Source organism: Mariniflexile sp. HMF6888 (assembly GCF_044335535.1).
Classification (GTDB): domain Bacteria; phylum Bacteroidota; class Bacteroidia; order Flavobacteriales; family Flavobacteriaceae; genus Mariniflexile.
The window spans coordinates 735,422-755,549 of the sequence record NZ_JBIQVZ010000002.1; the positions used below are offsets into that span (position 1 = coordinate 735,422).

At 34.0% G+C, this 20,128-nt stretch carries 15 protein-coding genes; 2 read left to right on the forward strand and 13 right to left on the reverse strand.

Annotated features, from left to right (window positions below; genetic code table 11):
* Nucleotides 1-153: 153 nt before the first annotated feature.
* From ACGLWY_RS08370 to ACGLWY_RS08395, 6 genes are all read right to left on the reverse strand, one after another.
* A complete protein-coding gene (locus ACGLWY_RS08370) occupies nucleotides 154-2,931 on the reverse strand; it encodes a bifunctional aconitate hydratase 2/2-methylisocitrate dehydratase (RefSeq protein WP_396619221.1) in 2,778 nt (925 codons plus the stop codon).
* Nucleotides 2,932-2,960: 29 nt separating this feature from the next.
* A complete protein-coding gene (locus ACGLWY_RS08375) occupies nucleotides 2,961-3,221 on the reverse strand; it encodes a hypothetical protein (protein WP_396619222.1) in 261 nt (86 codons plus the stop codon).
* A 636-nt stretch (nucleotides 3,222-3,857) separates the two neighbouring features.
* Entirely contained in the window at nucleotides 3,858-4,811 is a 954-nt protein-coding gene (locus ACGLWY_RS08380) for an AAA family ATPase (protein WP_396619223.1), read from the reverse strand.
* A 4-nt stretch (nucleotides 4,812-4,815) separates the two neighbouring features.
* The gene (locus ACGLWY_RS08385) at nucleotides 4,816-6,270 is read right to left on the reverse strand and encodes a peptidylprolyl isomerase (RefSeq protein WP_396619224.1); all 1,455 of its coding nucleotides are present in this window, start codon (nucleotides 6,268-6,270) and stop codon (nucleotides 4,816-4,818) included.
* A complete protein-coding gene (locus tag ACGLWY_RS08390; protein WP_396619225.1) occupies nucleotides 6,233-7,084 on the reverse strand; it encodes a peptidyl-prolyl cis-trans isomerase in 852 nt (283 codons plus the stop codon). Before ACGLWY_RS08390 ends, ACGLWY_RS08385 begins: the two co-directional genes overlap by 38 nt.
* Nucleotides 7,085-9,040, reverse strand: a complete 1,956-nt coding sequence (locus ACGLWY_RS08395) for a peptidylprolyl isomerase (protein ID WP_396619226.1) — start codon at nucleotides 9,038-9,040, stop codon at nucleotides 7,085-7,087. It lies immediately after the preceding gene.
* 389 nt (nucleotides 9,041-9,429) lie between these two features.
* Between ACGLWY_RS08395 and ACGLWY_RS08400 the strand changes: the two genes are divergently transcribed.
* Together ACGLWY_RS08400 and ACGLWY_RS08405 are read left to right on the forward strand one after the other, a co-directional pair.
* Nucleotides 9,430-9,663 carry a hypothetical protein gene (locus tag ACGLWY_RS08400; protein WP_396619227.1) on the forward strand — a complete coding sequence of 78 codons (234 nt, stop codon included), beginning with the start codon at nucleotides 9,430-9,432 and terminating at the stop codon, nucleotides 9,661-9,663.
* Nucleotides 9,664-9,839: 176 nt separating this feature from the next.
* Nucleotides 9,840-10,817, forward strand: a complete 978-nt coding sequence (locus ACGLWY_RS08405) for a bile acid:sodium symporter family protein (protein ID WP_396619228.1) — start codon at nucleotides 9,840-9,842, stop codon at nucleotides 10,815-10,817.
* A gap of 222 nt (nucleotides 10,818-11,039) precedes the next feature.
* Here the strand turns inward: ACGLWY_RS08405 and guaB are convergent, their stop codons facing one another.
* From guaB to ACGLWY_RS08440, 7 genes are all read right to left on the reverse strand, one after another.
* Entirely contained in the window at nucleotides 11,040-12,512 is a 1,473-nt protein-coding gene (gene guaB, locus ACGLWY_RS08410; RefSeq protein WP_396619229.1) for an IMP dehydrogenase, read from the reverse strand.
* Nucleotides 12,513-12,804: 292 nt separating this feature from the next.
* The gene (locus ACGLWY_RS08415; protein ID WP_396619230.1) at nucleotides 12,805-13,515 is read right to left on the reverse strand and encodes an Insecticidal toxin complex protein; all 711 of its coding nucleotides are present in this window, start codon (nucleotides 13,513-13,515) and stop codon (nucleotides 12,805-12,807) included.
* 242 nt (nucleotides 13,516-13,757) lie between these two features.
* Nucleotides 13,758-16,508 (reverse strand): outer membrane beta-barrel protein, encoded by a 2,751-nt coding sequence (locus tag ACGLWY_RS08420; protein WP_396619231.1) that lies wholly within the window; start codon nucleotides 16,506-16,508, stop codon nucleotides 13,758-13,760.
* A gap of 144 nt (nucleotides 16,509-16,652) precedes the next feature.
* Nucleotides 16,653-17,144, reverse strand: coding sequence for a hypothetical protein (locus tag ACGLWY_RS08425; protein WP_396619232.1), 492 nt, complete (start codon nucleotides 17,142-17,144; stop codon nucleotides 16,653-16,655).
* Nucleotides 17,145-17,672: an FMN-binding protein gene (locus ACGLWY_RS08430; protein WP_396619233.1), complete on the reverse strand. Its 528-nt coding sequence runs from the start codon at nucleotides 17,670-17,672 to the stop codon at nucleotides 17,145-17,147.
* A gap of 185 nt (nucleotides 17,673-17,857) precedes the next feature.
* Entirely contained in the window at nucleotides 17,858-19,015 is a 1,158-nt protein-coding gene (locus ACGLWY_RS08435; RefSeq protein WP_396619234.1) for a porin, read from the reverse strand.
* Between the two features lie 150 nt (nucleotides 19,016-19,165).
* Nucleotides 19,166-20,029, reverse strand: coding sequence for a hydroxymethylglutaryl-CoA lyase (locus ACGLWY_RS08440; RefSeq protein ID WP_396619235.1), 864 nt, complete (start codon nucleotides 20,027-20,029; stop codon nucleotides 19,166-19,168).
* Between the last annotated feature and the right edge of the window lie 99 nt (nucleotides 20,030-20,128).

Here is a 20,128-nt window from a genome sequence, read left to right on the forward strand (position 1 = left end):
ATATTCATTTTTTTAGTAGTACAATATACAAAATTATAGAGAGGCAATAAAGCATATTAATTATTAAGATTGAAAAGTAAGAGCCTGTCCTTTATAATAAAAAAAGCCCAAGTCTAAAACTTGAGCTCTTATATATTAGAATAAATTGGTTGATTAATTAACCAACAACTTATGGGATGGTTTAAACTTTGTTAAATTAATGCCATCTACCGCAGCTTCATACTCCGATAAATTTGGAGTTCTACCCAATATTGTAGAAAGAACTACTACTGGAGTGGAAGATAGTAATGATTCTCCTTTTTTCTCACCGGAGTCTTTAACAACTCTTCCTTGGAATAAACGTGTTGACGTAGCCATCACCGTATCACCTGGCTCTGCTTTTTCCTGGTTCCCCATACATAGGTTACAACCTGGACGCTCTAAATACAACATGTTTTCATATTTAGTACGAGCCAATCCTTTAGGCTCATTGTCATCAAATTCAAAACCAGAGTACTTTTGTAATACTTCCCAATCACCTTCAGATTTCAATTCATCAACAATATTATATGTTGGAGGTGCTACAACAAGCGGCGCATTAAATTCAACCTTTCCTTGTTTAGATTCAATATTCTTAAGCATTTGAGCAAGAATTTTCATGTCTCCTTTATGAACCATACAAGATCCAATAAATCCTAAATCTACTTTTTTATTTCCTCCATAAAATGAAAGCGGTCTGATAGTGTCATGTGTATAACGCTTGGAAACATCCTCATTATAAACATCAGGGTCTGCAATCATTGGTTCTATAATAGCATCCAAATCGACAACAACTTCTGCAAAATACTTAGCATTGGCATCAGGAGTTAAGGCAGGTTTTTCACCAGATTTAATCTCTGCAATTCGTTTATTAGCTTTATCAATTAATCCTTGAAGCACTTGTTTATCATTATCCATACCCTTCCCAATCATGATTTGGATTCTAGATTTAGCGATTTCTAAAGATTCGATTAAAGTTTCATCTTCCGAAATACATACAGAAGCTTTCGCTTTCATTTCAGCAGTCCAATCAGTAAATGTAAAGGCTTGGTCTGCGGTTAATGTTCCAATATGGACTTCTATAACGCGTCCTTGGAATACATTTTCACCTCCAAACTGTTTTAACATTTGCTGTTGTGTTGCATGAACTACATCACGGAAGTCCATATAACTCTTCATATTCCCCTTGAAAGTCACTTTTACAGACTGTGGAATTGGCATGGTTGCCTCTCCTGTAGCTAAGGCTAAAGCAACCGTTCCTGAATCTGCTCCAAAAGCAACACCTTTTGACATACGTGTGTGCGAGTCACCACCTATAATGATAGCCCAATCATCAATGGTAATATCATTTAATACTTTATGGATAACATCCGTCATGGAATGATAAACCCCTTTAGGATCACGTGCCGTAATTAAACCAAAGTCATTCATAAACTTCATTAGCTTTGGAATGTTGGCTTTAGACTTATTGTCCCAAACTGAAGCTGTATGACATCCTGATTGGTAAGCGCCATCAACAATTGGTGAAATAACCTTAGCTGCCATAGATTCTAACTCCTGGGCGGTCATTAAACCTGTTGTATCTTGTGAACCAACAATATTTACTTCAACTCGAACATCCGATCCTGCGTGCAATATTTTTCCTTGTGTATTACCAACAGCGTTTTTATTGAATATTTTTTCAACTGCAGTAAGACCTTGACCTTCAATAGAAATTTCTTTTGATGGTGCATACACTTGAGGGATATCAACACCTAAAGTTTTAGCTGCAAATGTTTGTAATTTTTTACCAAATACAATAGCATAAGAACCTCCTGCTTTGATAAACTCCACTTTTTGTGGTGTTAATGAGGCTGAAATGTCCATTAATTCTTGGTCGCCGTTGTATAACTTTTTCTCTTTGGTATTTATCGTTAAAACCGTACCGGTTTCTACAGAATATTTTTGCTCTAATACTGGTTCTCCATCAGCATCCAATATTGTATTCCCATCAGCATCTTTTTGCTTTACCCAGTTTTTTAAGTCAATTCCAATACCTCCTGTTACTCCAACGGTTGTTAGGAAAATTGGAGAAATACCATTTGTACCAGCAATAATCGGAGCTATATTGATAAATGGTACATACGGACTAGCTTGAACACCTGTCCATAACGCCACATTGTTTACTCCTGACATTCTTGAAGAACCAACTCCCATAGTGCCTTTTTCAGCAATTAACATCACACGTTTGTCTGGATGCTGTTCTTTTAACGCTAAAAGATTCTTTTGCATCTCTTTATTATGTTCGAAGATACACTGACCATGTAACTCACGATCTGATCTTGAATGCGCATCACCTCCAGGTGAAAGTAAATCTGTAGAAATATCACCAATACCAGCAATGAAAGTAACTATCTTTATTTCTTCTTCAATCTCTGGAAGTTTTGTAAAAAACTCAGCTTGGGCGTAACTCTCAAGAATATCTTTAGCAATCTCGCTTCCTTTTTCATAGGCATCTTTTAAACGTGCCGTGTCCGCTTCATAGAGGTAAACTTGTGTTTTTAAGACTTCCGCAGCTTCTTTAGCTATAGTGGCATTATCCCCTAAAGCTAAATCCAACAATACTTCAATAGAAGGGCCTCCTTTCATATGCGACAGTAACTCTAATGCAAAAGCAGGCGTGATTTCTTCCACTACTGATTCACCAAGAATGATCTCTTTTAAAAATTTAGCTTTCACGCCAGCAGCACTCGTGGTACCAGGCACAACATTGTATATGAAAAAGTTAAGAGAATCCGCTCTATACTTATTTTCTAAATCTTTAATTTGCTCAATAATTGCGCTTAACAATTCGGCATCATCAATTGGCTTTGGATTAAGCCCCTGACCTTTTCGTTCTTCGATCTCCTTGATGTAATCTTCATAAATGTTCATAAGAAAAATGTTTTCAATGTTAAATTCAATTAAATCAAATTGATTTTCATGAATTGTGATAATGGCACTTGCGCGGAAGCATGCTGACTTGATTTTTTGTTTAAAGCAAAATTTACATTATCCAAACCTCTTTCAAAGATTTCTACTAGTATACTATCCCAAAGGAAATTGTAAACCATTTTTAAAGAAAGTGAAAGTGTTGTCAGTTGTTCAACAACTTCTTGTACGGCATGAATAAAACTTTGTCTTCTAGCATATAACCCTATTAATAAATCAGTGCCAAATGCCATGTCTTCTGTTTAATTTTTTGTTTTTTTAAAAGTTTCGCAAATTACTAAATTAATCTTTAGAAGTAAAAACAAACGCTGCAATACAATTGTTCTATATTGCGATTTATTATAGTCACATTATAAATTAATCTGATTATATTTTTTTCAATATTTTCAGATTAATAATGATGATTATTTAATCGATTCTTATTTTAAAAAAATTTTTATCTCTTAGATTCGTTGTTGGTCTTTCAAAATATACGAACAGCAAGTAACTAAGTTGCTATGATAATAGCCAATAAATAAACAGAATTACTATTTTAATGATGAATGATGCCTGTGATACATCTATAAAATATTGACACAATAGAATAATTTATCAAATAAAGATGTTTTTTCTGGACTTATATGATCGACATTAATCTCCAATTAAAGATTTAAGACCTTCCCTAAAAGAAAACAGACAAAACAATAACATATTGATATTCAAATACATATTTACATATCTGTTTTAATAATCGCTAAGTAACTAATTATTACAAAAGCAAGCCCACAAATAGGTAATCTCTTAAAAAAGCCATTAGCACTGTGTTTGTAGTGAATTGTAAAAGTTTTATTGGACAACAAGGATACAGAGTTTTTTCCGTACCTATTATTTTAAAATAAGCTCTTAATAATTTGTGTTTCGGTAATACCTTCAGCTTCGGCTTTATAGTTTTTAATAATCCTATGTCTTAAAATACCAAAAGCTACGGCTTGGACATTTTCTATATCGGGAGAAAATTTACCTTGTATGGCCGCATGTGTTTTAGCTGCCAATATTAAGTTTTGTGAAGCTCTTGGACCAGCACCCCAATCGATATAATTTTTAACTAATTCGCTAGTTGTTTCGCCATTTGGTCTGGTTTTACCTACCATGGTAACCGCATATTCAATAACATTATCGGCCACTGGTATGCGTCTTATTAAATGCTGAAAGTCTGTTATTTCTTTTGCTGAAAACAGTGCGTTTACTTTTGCTTGATTGTCTGAAGTGGTTGCTTTTACAACCTCTACTTCTTCTTTAAAAGATGGATAATCCAAATTAATAGCAAACATAAAACGGTCTAATTGTGCTTCTGGCAACGGATACGTTCCTTCTTGCTCGATAGGATTTTGTGTGGCTAATACAAAATAGGGGAGCTCCAATTTATAGTGATGACCAGCTACCGTTACCGCACGTTCTTGCATGGCTTCTAATAAAGCTGCTTGCGTTTTTGGAGGTGTTCTGTTAATCTCATCGGCTAAGATAATATTAGAAAAGATGGGGCCTTTTATGAATTTAAAATGGCGGTCTTCGTCTAAAATTTCACTGCCCAGAATATCACTAGGCATTAAATCGGGCGTGAATTGGATACGCTTAAATTCGAGTCCCAAAGCTTGTGCAATGGTATTTACCATCAAGGTTTTTGCTAAACCCGGCACACCAATAAGTAATGAATGTCCGCCAGAAAAAATAGAAATTAATATTTGATTTACAACCTCATCTTGACCAACAATGACTTTGGCTATTTCTGTTTTTAAATCTTTATATCGTTTTACAAATTGTTCGATAGCAGCTACATCAGACATATTATTACTTTTTTAACCAGTTGCTGGAAAATTTACAATCTCTATACGTTCCACTAATTTTTATATAAGTATCTAAAATCTTTTCTTCCTGCCATTTTGCAATTGCTTTTATCTTTTTTTCATCTAAAGCCAGTTGCTTAATTTTTAAATAATCGCGTGCATAATCTGCTTCGTGCTCGTCTATTCTATCGGTAACCATTAAAATTTTAAACTTGGTTTTACCGGTTCTGTCTTCTTCTTTTAATACCAAACTAACCTCACCGTCTTTTAAGTTTTGGATTTGTGAATATAACTCCGGTTCCATTCTGGTTAACTCAAAATTATAATCTTGGGTGATTGGGTTTATCAATTGCCCACCATCACCACGTGTTTCTTTTTCATCACTGGCTTCTCTGGCAGCATCGGCAAACGATATTTTACCCTCAACAATACGCTGTCTTACTTTTTCCAAACGTTCTTTTGCTTCTTTTACAGCTTCGATTGAAACTTTTGGTGATAATAATATATGGGCTACATCATATTCTTGCCCTCTAATTTTTTCACATTGAATGATATGATAGCCAAAATCGGTTTCAAAAGGTTCTGATATTTCACCTTCTTGAAGTGAAAAAGCTACTTGCCTAAACTCTTTAACCATTCGTGGTTGTTTTCTGTTCAAGGTATATTTTCCACCTTTACTTGCCGAACCTGGGTCTTCGGAATACAATACGGCTTTAGAACGGAAACTAGCGCCGTTTTCAATAATATCGGCTTTAAACTCCTTTAATCTATTAATAACACGTTGTTTTTCTTCTTCCGATATTTTAGGCTCAGCAACAATCTGGGCTACTTTTAACTCGGTTCCAAATGTTGGACGCTCGTCTTTAGGGATTTTTTCAAAAAATGCACGTACCTCTTCAGGCGTTATTTCAATTTCCTCAACAATTTTAGCCTGCATTTTAGCTGCTAATTGATTGCTTTTATTAATTTCGAACATCTCGTCTCTAAACGCTTTTTCATCGTCCTTTTTATAAAACTCTAAAAGCTTTTCCATAGATCCATTCGTTTGTGCCAAGAATTGTTCGATTTGGTAATCTACATTCTGTCTTATTTCGGAATCAGAAACTTGAATACTATCTTGTATCGCTTGATGTGCATACAATTTGTCTTCTAATAATTTCCCAAATAATTCACATGGTTTTATATCGGTCGTATTAACACCCTGTGCCTGTAATTGCAAATAGGCTTTATCTATATCTGAATCTAAAATAATATAGTCACCTACAACGGCTGCAACACCATCAACCTTTTTAGCATTTTGGGTACTGATTGAATCTGCTTTTTTAGGCGTTTCCTGTACTTTCTCGTCGTTTATTACTTCTTGTGCAGATATATTATTTACTATTAGTAAGGTTATGAATAAAAGAACGAGTTGTTTCAAATTATTTGTAAATTTCAAATTGTTTATTTTTAATAGCATCTTTAGTAATGTCTTTTTCTAATTCTCTAATAAGTTCAAGCTTTCTTTTATTAACGACAATCTGATCTATAGTTGGCCTTACGTACTCTAAAGGCGCCGTATCATTTCGAAACAAAACGTCATTAATTTGCATCAAATATACTCCTAATGAATCTTTGAGTTGTACAAAATTAGATTTTTTTAACAGTTGATCTTTATTTTCAAGAGTAATAGCTGGAATTTTACTAACTACTTGGTTCGCCTTAATCCAAATGGTATCGTTTAACGAGTACGATTTAAACTGTATGGAAATAGCATTTAAGTCTTTTTTGTCTTTGGAATTGAAGCGTTTAAATTTTTCTACAATCGCCTTGTAGTTGATAATGTTCTCGTCCAAATGAATATACCTAAACTTTAGCAATTCTTCATTTAATTTAAATATATCTTTATTTTCATTGTAATAAGCTTCGGCTTCTTGTTTAGTAACCACCGTATTCATATCCCTTTTTACTAAAGCCTCAATATATGCTTTAGTGTATAAATCGGTTTTATACTGATCCACCAGCTTATTAAACTCTGCCTGCTTTGATTCGCTTAAATTAACTTTAGCGCCATCTACAAACAACTGCTGGGTAGCCCAACGCTTAATAAAGTTTTGAACCAACAGCATACTATCTTCTTTGGAAGTACCTTCAGAAACTAAATCTTTAATATCATCATAATACAAATAGGTATCGTTAACCCTTGCAACAGCAACCCTATCGTCTGTTTTTTTAAAAAAGTCACACGAGGTTACTAATATTAAGAGAAAAAATATGATGATTTTATCTTTCACCTATTGGTTTTTTATTTGGGACTTTACATTTTTTAAAGCCTCTTGGTTTATTACTATTTTATATTTTTCTGCGAGTTCTTTTAGCCATTTTTCCTCTTTATATGCTTGATAATCGCTTATCACCAAACCTTTAGCTTCTTCTAATGTTTTTTGGGTTTCTGGCAACACTTCTTTTACTTGAACTAAAACAAAAGCATTATTATGATTGTATATTTTAGATATTCCTTTTTTAAACTCAAAACCTTTTGGCAATGCTTGATGATTGACATCCATGGTATCTACCGTAAAGATAACGTCTATTTTATCATTACTATTTACAAGTGTTTTAATTTCTTGTAATGCCATCCCCTTTTTTAACAGTTTCGCTACTTTTTTTAACGTTTTTTGGTCTTTTGAAGAAGCTACTACGGCATCTACACGTTTTGGTGTTAGATACTTGTTCTTATGTGAGTTGTAGTAATCTTGAATTTCTAAAGAATCGGTTTTAGCCGTATTCCAAATGGTGGTTTCCATCAAATCGAACAATAATAATCCGTCTCTATATTCGGCAACCACATGGGCATATTCTTCGTTTTCGTTTTCAAGATTATCTTCTTGATATGTTACTAAACTCGTATTTAAAAACGCGTTATAATGTTTTAAAGCCAAGGTTTTAAAATCGGTTTTTGCAGCAGTATTACGTTGTACTGAAACTAAATAATCGCCAAAATCTTTATATATTAATTGCTTGTTTCCTATTTTAATCAGTGGTTTATCGGCGGTAAAATCTTTAGGAAGTTGCCAAGTACTTTTAAAATAATCGGCATTCAAAATAGATGCAAAATACGCTAACGCAGGTTGTTTTTCTGGAATATTGTATTTTGTTTTAAGCTTAGTATATAAAGCTTCATCTATTAATTTAGAACGCTCATCACGCTTTACTTTTTGCTCCAATTCCTGTTTCATATCTTCAAAAGAGGCTATGTTTTTTTTGCCATACAATTTTACAATATGCCACCCGTATTGCGTTTTAAAAGGTTCGGAGACCTCGCCTATTTCATTTAAACCAAAAGCAGCACCCTCAAACTCATTGGAGTTTATTTGTCCGCTAGAAAATGGCGCTAACATACCACCATTTAGTGCTGAATTTGTATCATCTGAAAACTGTTTTGCCAAAGCTTCAAAATCTTCACCTTGTTTTAGTTTTTTATAAATATCCTGGATTCTATCTTCTGGTTTTTCAGCTAAGGAATCGCCTGGCTTTTCTACAACCATAATGTGTGCCACCGTACGTTCGCCTCTAGATTTTCTTTTGTCTTGCACATATACAATATGATACCCAAACCGAGTTCTAAACGGTTGTGAAATATCGCCAACTTTGGTATTGAACGTAGCATTTTCAAACGGATAAACCATTCTAAAACCTGAAAAATAACCTAAATCTTCACCATAAACCGTTTGTCCGTTATGCACTTCTTGTCTTACTTTATCAAAACCTTCTTTTAAAGCTCTATTACGCAAGTTTAAAATAGAATTATAAGCTGTCAAAGTATCGTTAGGATTTGCATTTTCTGGAATTTTTATTAAAATATGTGATGCTTTTACATCATTAGAAATACGCTCGTATGCTTCTTCCACCAAGGCATCGGTTACTTTGGCATCTGTAATAAAACTTTTTGCCAACTGCTTTTTGTAACTGTCTAACTCGCGTATGTATGTTGGTTTTTCTTGAAGCTCTAAAGTTTTTGCCTCTTTTAACTTTAGTTTGTAGTTGGTAAAAAGCGACAGATACTCATCCACATCTTTTTGGGATTCATCTTGAACTAAATCTAAATTTTTATTATAAACCCTTAAGAATTCTGAAACATAAACGGGCTCATCATCAATACTGAACAATATTTCTTTATCAACAGATTGACCCTTAACATTTGTAATAAATACTGAAAAAATTAAAATAAGTAAATACTTAAAGTTCATTTGAATAAAATTTATATAATAGCACAAAAATAGCAATATAAAGCTATAATGCAAGTTGCTTTTAAAAACGATTAAAAACATAAAATATTTTCATTTTTGAAGCAGTGGACTCGTATATTTTTTTACCTTTCAATTATTAATTAGTGTCCGATTCAAGATTCAAGACCGCTTCGCTGAAAGAAAATAGAATATAGACAAGAGACAATAGAAGAATGTACGTAGACATAATGACAGCAAATTGATATTCAAATGTATGTTTGCATGTCTGTTTTTTGTAATCGTAAGTAACTAATTATTACAAAAAGCAAGGTCACAAATCAGTAATCTCTTTAAGTTTGCAGTGAACTGTAAAAGTTTAATCAAACAAGAATGTTTTTTTATTAAATACTATGCGGAAATTAAAGCTAATATGGGATTTTCATGGACCAGATGCCACTAAAATTGCACAACATCATGAAATTCATTTAAAAGAATACATCCTACTAGAAAAATTGGACATCACTATTACTGGCTTTGAAAATATAAGTGAAATACATGCCCTCGCTTATTTGGTTGTAGATGAAGTAAACATGAAACCCATTCGAGATGCTCTAAAACCACATAGAGGACAGGTTTATGTCTAAAAATAAAGCTTTCGATATCTCAATGATACCTGTATTCAATCAAAAAATCAAGACGAGTTCTAAATTAAAATCAAATTGAACCATCTATTCTCACTTAAAAGAATAACCAATACCTGTAGCTTTGCTGTCTTGAAATTTTTTTCACCTAAACTTATCATTAAAAACATCAAGAGCTTTTGAAAATAAAACTAGACGGATTTGTCTTGGCTATAATAGCCATTGTTATTACGGCTTATTTTTTTCCTAATTGGGGCAGTAAAAATAGCCCAATACCTTTAAACCTTATTGGAAGTATTGGGGTGTCATTAATTTTCTTTTTTTATGGATTAAAGATAAGTCCGGAAAAGATAAGAATAGGTTTAAAAAACTGGAGATTGCATCTCTTGGTGCAAACATCAAGCTTTATTTTATTTCCAATACTTGTTATGGGATTTTATCCGCTTATATCTAACGAAAACGACCATACAATCTGGTTGGCGTTTATGTTTTTGGCAGCACTTCCTTCAACAGTGTCATCATCTGTAGTTATGGTGTCTATTGCAAAGGGAAATATTCCGGCTGCTATATTTAACGCTAGTATTTCTGGACTTATTGGAATTATTATCACACCTCTATGGATGGGGCTATTTTTACAGGAAACCACCACTAATTTCAACCTAGGAAGCATTTACTTAAAACTACTTACCGAAATTTTATTACCAGTAATTATTGGGATGTCTTTACAACGTTATTTAGGCGAATTTGTTAGGAAACATCTACGATATCTAACCTTATTTGATAAGGCCATCATCTTACTTATCATTTATAAAAGTTTTGCTGAATCGTTTACAGAACATGTTTTTAACTCAGTTAACTTTTCGGATTTATTACTCATCCTGACTGCTGTTATCGGGTTGTTTTTAGTCGTTTTTTTGATTATTAAACGGATTGCGAAATATTTAGGTTTTACTTTGGAAGATCGCATCACAGCACAATTTTGCGGTACCAAAAAATCGTTAGTACATGGTACCGTTTTTTCTAAAATACTATTTCAAAATACGGCATCGGTAGGTATCATATTGCTTCCGCTTATGCTATTTCATTTTATACAGATATTCATAATCAGTATAATCGCAGCAAGGTTCGAAAGGCAAATTTCACCTTCTAAAAGTTAATCGAATTTAATATTTAACTTGGTTTAATTTAATATACAAACAACAATTTCAAGGCGAAACTATTCAAAAAAAAAGCTATCTAAAAAGTCTAGTTCTATGTCATATTGAGCTTGTCGAAATATTTTAACTACCGATAATCAATATCGGTTTCGACAAGCTCAACCTGACAAATTAAATTTAAAGGACTTTTTAGACAGCCTCTTTTAATTTTTATCAATAAACCTATCTGGAATAATTAGGTGATTCTTTGGTAATGGTTACATCGTGTGGGTGGCTTTCGTTAATACCACTCGCTGTAATTTTTATAAACCGACCTGTTTCTTTTAAAGTCGCAATATCTTTAGCACCACAATAGCCCATGCCTGCACGCAAACCACCAATAAACTGATGGATGCTTTCGTATAAATCGCCTTTGTAAGGTACGCGACCTACAATACCTTCTGGCACTAATTTCTTAATATCGTCTTCAACATCTTGGAAATAACGGTCTTTACTCCCTTCTTTCATCGCTTCCACAGACCCCATCCCACGATATGATTTAAACTTTCTGCCTTCATAAATAATCGTCTCTCCTGGCGATTCTTTAGTTCCTGCTAATAGCGACCCTAACATCACAGTATCTGCTCCTGCAGCAATGGCCTTAGGAATATCACCTGTATAACGAATTCCACCGTCGGCAATTACCGGAACTCCCGTCCCTTTTATAGCCGCAGCTACTTCTAAAACTGCTGAAAACTGAGGAAAACCAACGCCTGCAACCACACGTGTTGTACAAATAGATCCTGGACCAATACCTACTTTTACGGCATCGGCTCCTGCTTCTACTAAATACTTCGCTGCTGCTCCTGTAGCAATGTTACCAACAATAACATCTAAATTAGGAAACTTCGCTTTAATGTCTTTTAATACACCAACCACACCTTTGGTATGTCCATGTGCGGTATCAATCACCACCGCATCAACACCGGCATTTACCAAAGCTTCGGCTCTATCAATCGCATCGCCCGTAACGCCAATAGCCGCAGCTACACGCAAACGCCCATATTGGTCTTTATTGGCCATAGGTTTTTGACTCAATTTTGTGATATCTCTAAACGTAATTAAACCCGATAGTTTGTAATGGTCGTCAACAATAAGTAGCTTTTCGATTTTATGTTGTTGAAGTATTTTTTCGGCATCTTTTAAAGAGGTTCCAACGGCAGCAGTTACTAAGTTTTCACTAGTCATCACCTCAACTATGGGACGCTTTTTATCGTGCTCAAAACGTAAATCACGGTTGGTTACAATACCTTTTAGCGTTCCATTTTCATCTACAATAGGAATCCCACCAATACCGTATTCAGCCATCGCTTTTTTGGCGTCGTTTACTATGGCCGTAAGTGGCAAAGTTACTGGGTCTATAATCATCCCACTTTCAGCACGTTTTACTTTTCTAACTTTTAAAGCCTGAGCTTCAATAGTCATGTTTTTGTGCAATACACCAATACCACCTTCTTGCGCCATGGCAATAGCCATTTTGCTTTCGGTAACGGTATCCATAGCTGCCGAAATAATAGGCACGTTTATGGTAATGTTACGTGTAAATTTTGTTTGAATATTAACTTCGCGTGGAAGTACTTCTGAATATGCTGGAACTAGTAGAACGTCATCATAGGTTAACCCTTCTCCTAGAATTTTATTTTGATGTGCAGTCATGATGCAATTATGATTATAATTGCGTGCAAATATACACATTTTTTTCTGTTTGAATTGCGTAAAACCAAAAGAATAAGTGAACTCATCTTGATTTTTTCTATTTCCTAAAACCTGCCTGCCGGCAGGCATGAATGGCTAAAACTTATCCATATTTCGTTACTTTTTTTATGTGTAGCGATGCTATGCCTTGCAAGAAGCGCTTCATCTGTACAAATTTTATCTCATTCCTGCCTGCCGGCAGGCAGGTTCGGTTAAAAACAAAAAGTCAAGATGAGTTCATAACAACAACAAATTATCGGTTGGTATCTTCAAAATACCTCCTAAGTGTGTTTAAAGCGTACTCATACCGGATGTCTTTATTGGTCAAATCGCCTGTAAATCGAATCGCTTTTGGGACAAATATGCCATACAAACACTTGCCTTTTAAAATATTTTCCATCTTTTTTAAACTATGGGAATCGATGTTATCAATAATAGCATCAACCCAAACATACTGCTCTTTGTACAAAATATCTTTATCCCATTGTAAACCAGCTTCTCCATTTAAAACATCTGTTGATTTAAATAGGGTGTTTATTTCGGGAAATGAATTTTCAAAAACAGACTCGCTGCAACTATTGGCATAGGTCATCATCTTTTTATTCACAAAAATGACATTTGGAAACGTTTCCATAGTGCATAATTTGCTGGAAACAAAATGCACCATTTTAAACCAAACAACTTGGTGTCCTTGTTTTTCAACTTCAGCATTTGCCCATTTGTAAAAATCTTTGCGCTCTGCAATGGTGGTGTACTCTTGGGGTAGATTGTTCTCTAAATTAAAAGCATTGGCAAGTCTCCAAACAGCTGTGTTGTTTATTCTATCAGATTTTAACCAATCGGAAGGCAACAGGGTTTCCTTATGGGTGGTTTTATGGTAGACTCTTAAACTTTTCCATTCCTTTGCATTGACAGATAGGCTTGAAACAAGCAGAAATAAAAAATAATATATTTTAAAATTCATCTTGACTTTATCCATTTCCTGAAAACCTGCCTGCCGGCAGGCAGGAATGGTAAAATTTATTCATATTTAGTTACTCTTTTTTATGTGTAGCGATGCTGCCTTGCAAAAAGTGCCTCATCTGTACAAATTTCATCTCATTTTCGGTTAAAAACAAAAAATCAAGATGAGTTCTCTCATAATTGTATAAAACTACAAGAAAATACTATTCAAATATCTCATCATTTAATTTTTTTCCTAGAATCTTAAGGTCTTCTAAAACCGCCGCCGGATCTGTTTTGGTATCTATCACCCATATTCATATTTTGACCTGCAAATCGTCCAAATTTATAAACAAAGGTTAGCATAAAGTATTGTTCTAATATTTTATTCTCTACATCTTGAATAGCCGTTTCAGAAACGGACCTATTATAGCCATTATTTTTCCCTAAAATATCATAGCCAACTGCTGTTAAAGTTGCTTTATTGTCCCATAGCTGCACTCCTAAGCCTGCATTCCAAAAAACAGCAGCTCCATCAAAATCATCACCCACCCTACTGTTATATCGGTACGATACTTTATTAGTAAAAAAGGCATCTTTTAGAAAAAACACAGAAGATTCCAACCTTAAATTCTGTACAAAATAATCGTTATCGTTATATGTATTGGTATCGTATTTAGTATGAGTCATCTCATAACTGTAAGATGTACTTATATCTATTTTCTTGTTATGTGAATAACTTAATGACAGCGATGGTCTAAGCGTATTCGTTTTTGTTGTGAATCTTACAGTATTTTGAATGGATTTAATGTTTCTATAATCGCCATGAAACCTTAAATTGATATTGAAATTATTTTTTTTGCTGAAATATGATTTTGAAATAGCCGTATTTCCCGAAACACGATAATCACCATTTATATTTTCGTAGGTTGTATAGCGTATTAAATCTGAATCTGTTATGGTCGAATTAATAATTTTGTCTTGTACAAATTCAGCATTGGCATTTGCTGTAACATTAATATTATTAAATGCTATGTTGTTTTGGTATCTTAGACCAACCTCATGGCTCACGGCTGGCTCTAAAAAAGGGTTTCCGGTTCTTATATTGGTTATATTACTAACATCGGCAATGGGCTGTAATTGGCTAATGGATGGTAGGTTAACATTTTGGTCGTAATCCAAAGTGATATTTTTATAGCCTTTTTCATCACGATAGCGTATTCTACCAGAATAGGTTACATATTCAAACTCATTTTTAAAATTACGTGCGTTAATAATATGGTCTTTATAATTTCTAAATGTATTGGTATAAGAACCATTCACTTCAAAACGAAATTCCTTATAATCGTATCGCAGTCCTAATGTTGGTCTAATGGTGGTAGCGATGTATCGACTATCTACGCTTATTTGATTGTTAAAACTCGTATAGTCGGCATCATTTTCATCAAAATCATAAATAAATTTTTCGTCCTTTTGACTGTTTACCGTGGCACTGTACCTTGGTATGATTCTAAAATTGGTTAATAACTCTTTGCTCCATCTGGCATTTAAATTTATTCTTGCTCCCGAATTATTGGTATTTGAGATTTGGTCTTGCACGACATTGGTACTGCTGCTTTCAAAATCATTTCCAGAATAGTTTGAACCCTCAGCATCTTGCTTATCGAATGCGGTACTAAACCCTATATTAAAGTAATCTCTTTTTTTACCAACTCTTGAGGTGACACTAAAATCGTTATTAAAATTATAACTTGAGCTGCTCGAATTACTTTCAGAAAAATAAGTACCTACTAAATCACCATTGGCATATTCAGAAATTCGGTTTACCGTTGAAAAAGAGTCATTATTTGAGGTATTAAAATTGGTGACATTAGATAATTGCACATGGTTTCTAGAGCTTTTGTTTTTGGGTTTAATAAGAAATTTTAAATCTGACCCCACATCATGCCTATCGGAATTGTTAAAACCTCTACTAGTCGCATTGGTTATATAATTTAAATCGGGCAGGAAATTCTCTGTATAACTTTTTTGTGCCCTATCGGTGCTTTGGTTACTGTATCTATAATCGGCATTTACACGGGTTTCGTTCCATTTTCCTTTAGAAAAATTAGCACCTAAAAAATCGGATTCTATATAGCCATTACTGGAATCGGCATCGGGCAACGAATTAAAACCTTTGGACATATTTATGTTGTTTGTCCCCATAATAATGCCTAATTGCTTGCCATCAATAAGCTGAAATAGATTGGCATTGGCTTGGTATTTTTTATCGGTGCCATAGCCCAAATTGACATCGCCAAAATAGGCTTTATTCTGTCCTTTCTTTATTTTCAGGTTTATTTCTTTAGTACCTGAATCAGATTCTTCTCCTGTAAATTTTTGCATATCGGTTTTATAATCGGTTACCTGAACTTTACTAACAGCATTACTAGGGATATTCTTTAGAGCAATAGCACCATTCTTTTCTCCAAAAAACCGCATCCCATCGACATTAATAGCCTCTACTTCAACCCCATTGACCGTAATGATGCCATCTAAATCTACTTCAACACCTGGTAATTTTTTTAATAAATCTTCCACCTTATCATTTGGCATGGTTTTAAAACTATCGGCATGATATTCTATAGTGTCTTTTTTGATTAAAATAGGAGGCGCTTTCCCGATGATGGACACCACACTTAATTCTTCAACCTGATCTTCTAACGTCAGACTTCCTAAGTTTAATTGCTTGCCCGTAGGCACATCGATGTCTTTTTTAAATGGCTTATAACCCATATAGGCAATATTGAAAATAGCCTTGGAATCGTTCTCGGTATTTACCTGTAATGAAAACTCGCCATTTTTATTTGTAATACCATAAGATATGGGAATACTGTCTTTGATACTTTGGAGATATACCGTAGCGCCTTCTAAAACATGAGCGTTTTGGTCTTTAACAATACCTTCTAAAGTGAATTTTTGTGCAAATAATGTTGTTGAAATAAATAACGACAGTACTACTACTAATTTTTTCAATGTGGTTTTTTAGTTAGGTTCATGCATTAGACCTAACTATCATTAGAAAGTTTAATGTAGAAATGTTAAATAACTACTAAATTTTCTATGCAAAATAATTAAGAAACCAAAATACTATTATAAAACAGGTAAATAAAGAAAAATCTAATTACTCTTTTGAAGCAATTGTTTAAGAATAATAATTACTGAAACCGTGAAGATAAGCGTCATTAAAATACCCGAAAACATAACGATATACTTCATCCAAAGCACCTCGTGCCAAAGTAAATATAAACCTCCAAAAGTAAGAATCACTGATATAAAAGGCTCTATAATTAAAAAGAGCTTCAGTTTTTTATTAAGTTTGGTAATTGCAACTAATCCTCCTACCAAAAAGAAAATAATTGACATAGAAAGAATATGATTGTGAACCAACGTCAACATTTCTTTTTTGCTTTTTTTGAAATACATGACTGTAGCATTTTCATCAGCTTCATTTCCTAAATATTGCTCTTCAATACCATTTGGATTTGCAGAAGACGTTTCGCCAACAAATAATAATCCGGTATAAAAACCAATACTTAATACGATAATAAATGCACCGATTAATAATTTTAATTCTTTAGGAAGGGTTAATATTAATCCGTTTAATTGCATTTACAGTACTTTTTTTGATTGAAGAATTCTTAAAGATTGTAATAGGTTGTTCATGGCATTAGTCATAGAGCGCACCGAAATAGTAGCTCCGGAAATGGCTACTATATCATCACCATATCTTAAATTATCTGATGATTTTTTACCAGTAAATTGCTGTAACCAACGTTTACTTCCAATTTCGCCACCATAATCTTCTCGATAGGCGATTATCTTGGTTTTTAAAACTATTTGGTCTTTATCTAGCAATACTAAATAATCGAACTGATCTGTTTTACTGGGTGCTTTACCCATGTAAGCGTAACCAATAAATTTGTTGTTGGCTTTTATAGCTATAAAATTATTGGATTCAAATTTAGATGGAAGTTCTTTATTTATTTCTGAAGAAAAGGTGATGGTTTCGTATGTATAGCTTGCTACCTTGAAAGTATCCTTAATTTCTTTATCTACTTTTTTACTAAGATCTTTTTGTGTTGTAAAAGACAGTAATACCAAAGTAATTAGTAAAAGAGAAAATTGTTTTATATTCATGTGGCAAAAATATTGATTTATTGCTCGATTAAACAAATAATATACCAAAAAGCTAAGTAAATGTATTTACTTAGCTTTTTGGTTTTTGTTTTGCGTTAGGGATAGCAGTGGAAATCCTTTTTGTGAGGCACGATCAAAAAGATTGCAACGTATAGCCCGACCCTTGTGGTAACGCCCAAATTAGTTTAGAACCAAACGCCGATACCAAAATTTAATTGATTTTTTGCGCTTGTGGCTGCAGCATTGTCTTTAATTTGATAATCTGCCTTAACTACTGCCCCTGGTGCTACTTTATAGCTTAAACCAAAAGTCCATTCGTCTCTGTTGTAACTATCGTTTCTTATTAGCCCTCCCTCAACTGATGCATGGGTATCATAATCTTCATAGCGAGCAAAAGCGAATAATTGTTGTTGTTTTGTTTGTGGTAATAGATTGTAAGCACCTTCTAAATACCACCCTTGTAAAGCACTACCTAAATAGGCACTGTTAAGCGTATTATAATCTTCTGTATCTGAAATACTTGCGCGAATAAATTGACCACGAGCCGTAAAACGTTGGTATGCATAACGTGCATCGACACCAACCATTGAAATGCCAACATCGGCACCATCTAGCATGTCTACGTCATCTTCAGCTTGTGTACGACCAAAATATCCAGATAGGCCTAAACGTAGTCCAGGTAATCCATAATAATCTAATTTACCAGCTAAATTTGGTGTGTTTATGGTTGATTCCGCACCTTTTTGACGACCATTACGCAACCCATTTGAACCGCCCAAAACTTTGCCTTCGTTTACAGATTTAAATCCATTAAAAAGATAAGCTTGGTAACGTAAAGACACATTGTCAATGCGACCGGAAACACCTATGCCTATTTCTCTCCAAGTAGTTGGAACAATACTTTTATCAATACTTGGTCTATTTACACCATTGAAAGTAGTCGGTTCGTGGTATTCATTTACAATACCCATTGGTACCAGCATCAACCCCCCTCGTAAATTTACGTTATCGTTTAGACTGTACTGCAAAAAAGCTTGTTCTACATAAACCTCTTTTACGTGTTCAAACTCGATCTCTGTTACAAATTGTACTCTGTCATTAAATTTATAACCTAAAAGCATTACTAATCGCTGTATATCTAAAGTACCGTTACTGCCTTCTGGTTGGTTATAGGAAACTTCGCCGTAACCACCAACTGTAACACCATTATTAATGTTTCCAGATAAAATACGTTGTGCCGCATTTACTTGGTTTTGTGGATTAGTAGATATTGAATCTGGAACTGTTTGTGCAAATGTAAAAGCAGTTGCAAAAACTGCTAATAGTAAAGGTACTCTTTTCATTTTGTTGTTTGGTTTTGTTTTTTATTTAGACTTGATATAAATAATAAATTAATTCTCGTGCAAAAATAAAATACAAAATGAGAATCACAAAGTTTATTTAGATTAAATTTAAATTAACTTTATAACTACATGATTATTAAAAACTTAAGTTTAATGATAAACAGTAAAAATCTTAGTAGCCTCATTATGGGCACTTTCAAAACTCAATGCATTTAAACTGTTATTTTTTTGGGAAGTAAAGTACGACAACAACTTTTCAGTGGGCATATTACCTGTTAATTCATCCTTTGCCATGGGGCAACCACCATAACCTTGAATAGCGCCATCAAAACGTTTACATCCTGCTTTATAAGCGGCATCTACTTTTTCGAACCAGGTAGATGGTGTGGTGTGTAGATGAGCACCAAACTCGATATTAGTGTATTGTGGTATTAAATTTGAAAACAAATACTGAATGCTTTCTGGGTTTGAGCTACCAATGGTATCACTCAACGATAAAATTTTCACCCCCATGCTGCTTAAACGTTCGGTCCACTCACCTACTATACCTACATTCCAGGGATCTCCATACGGATTACCAAATCCCATAGAAATGTAAACAACCACTTCTTTATTGGCTTTGTTAGCAATTTCCAAAATCTCGGAAAGCGTTACAACCGACTGCGCAATGGTTTTGTGCGTATTTCGCATTTGAAAATTCTCTGAAATTGAAAACGGATAGCCTAAATAATTTATTTCAGCATGTTTACAAGCGTCTTCTGCGCCTCTAGTATTTGCTATAATAGCAAGTAATTTACTTGTCGTACTGCTTAAATCCAGCATGGATAGTACCTCGGCGGTATCCACCATTTGCGGAATCGCCTTTGGAGAAACAAAGCTTCCAAAATCAATCGTGTCAAAACCAACACGTAATAAAGACTGAATGTATTGCGCCTTTTTCTCTGTTGGAATAAACTGTTTGATGCCTTGCATAGCATCTCGTGGGCACTCTATTATCTTTATTTGGCTTGACATTGTGTTAATTAAAATGCGGTGCTAAAAATACTATTATTTTATGAACTCAACTTGGCTTTTTTTGATTGAAGTGAAAAAGTCAATATAAATTCTATAAAA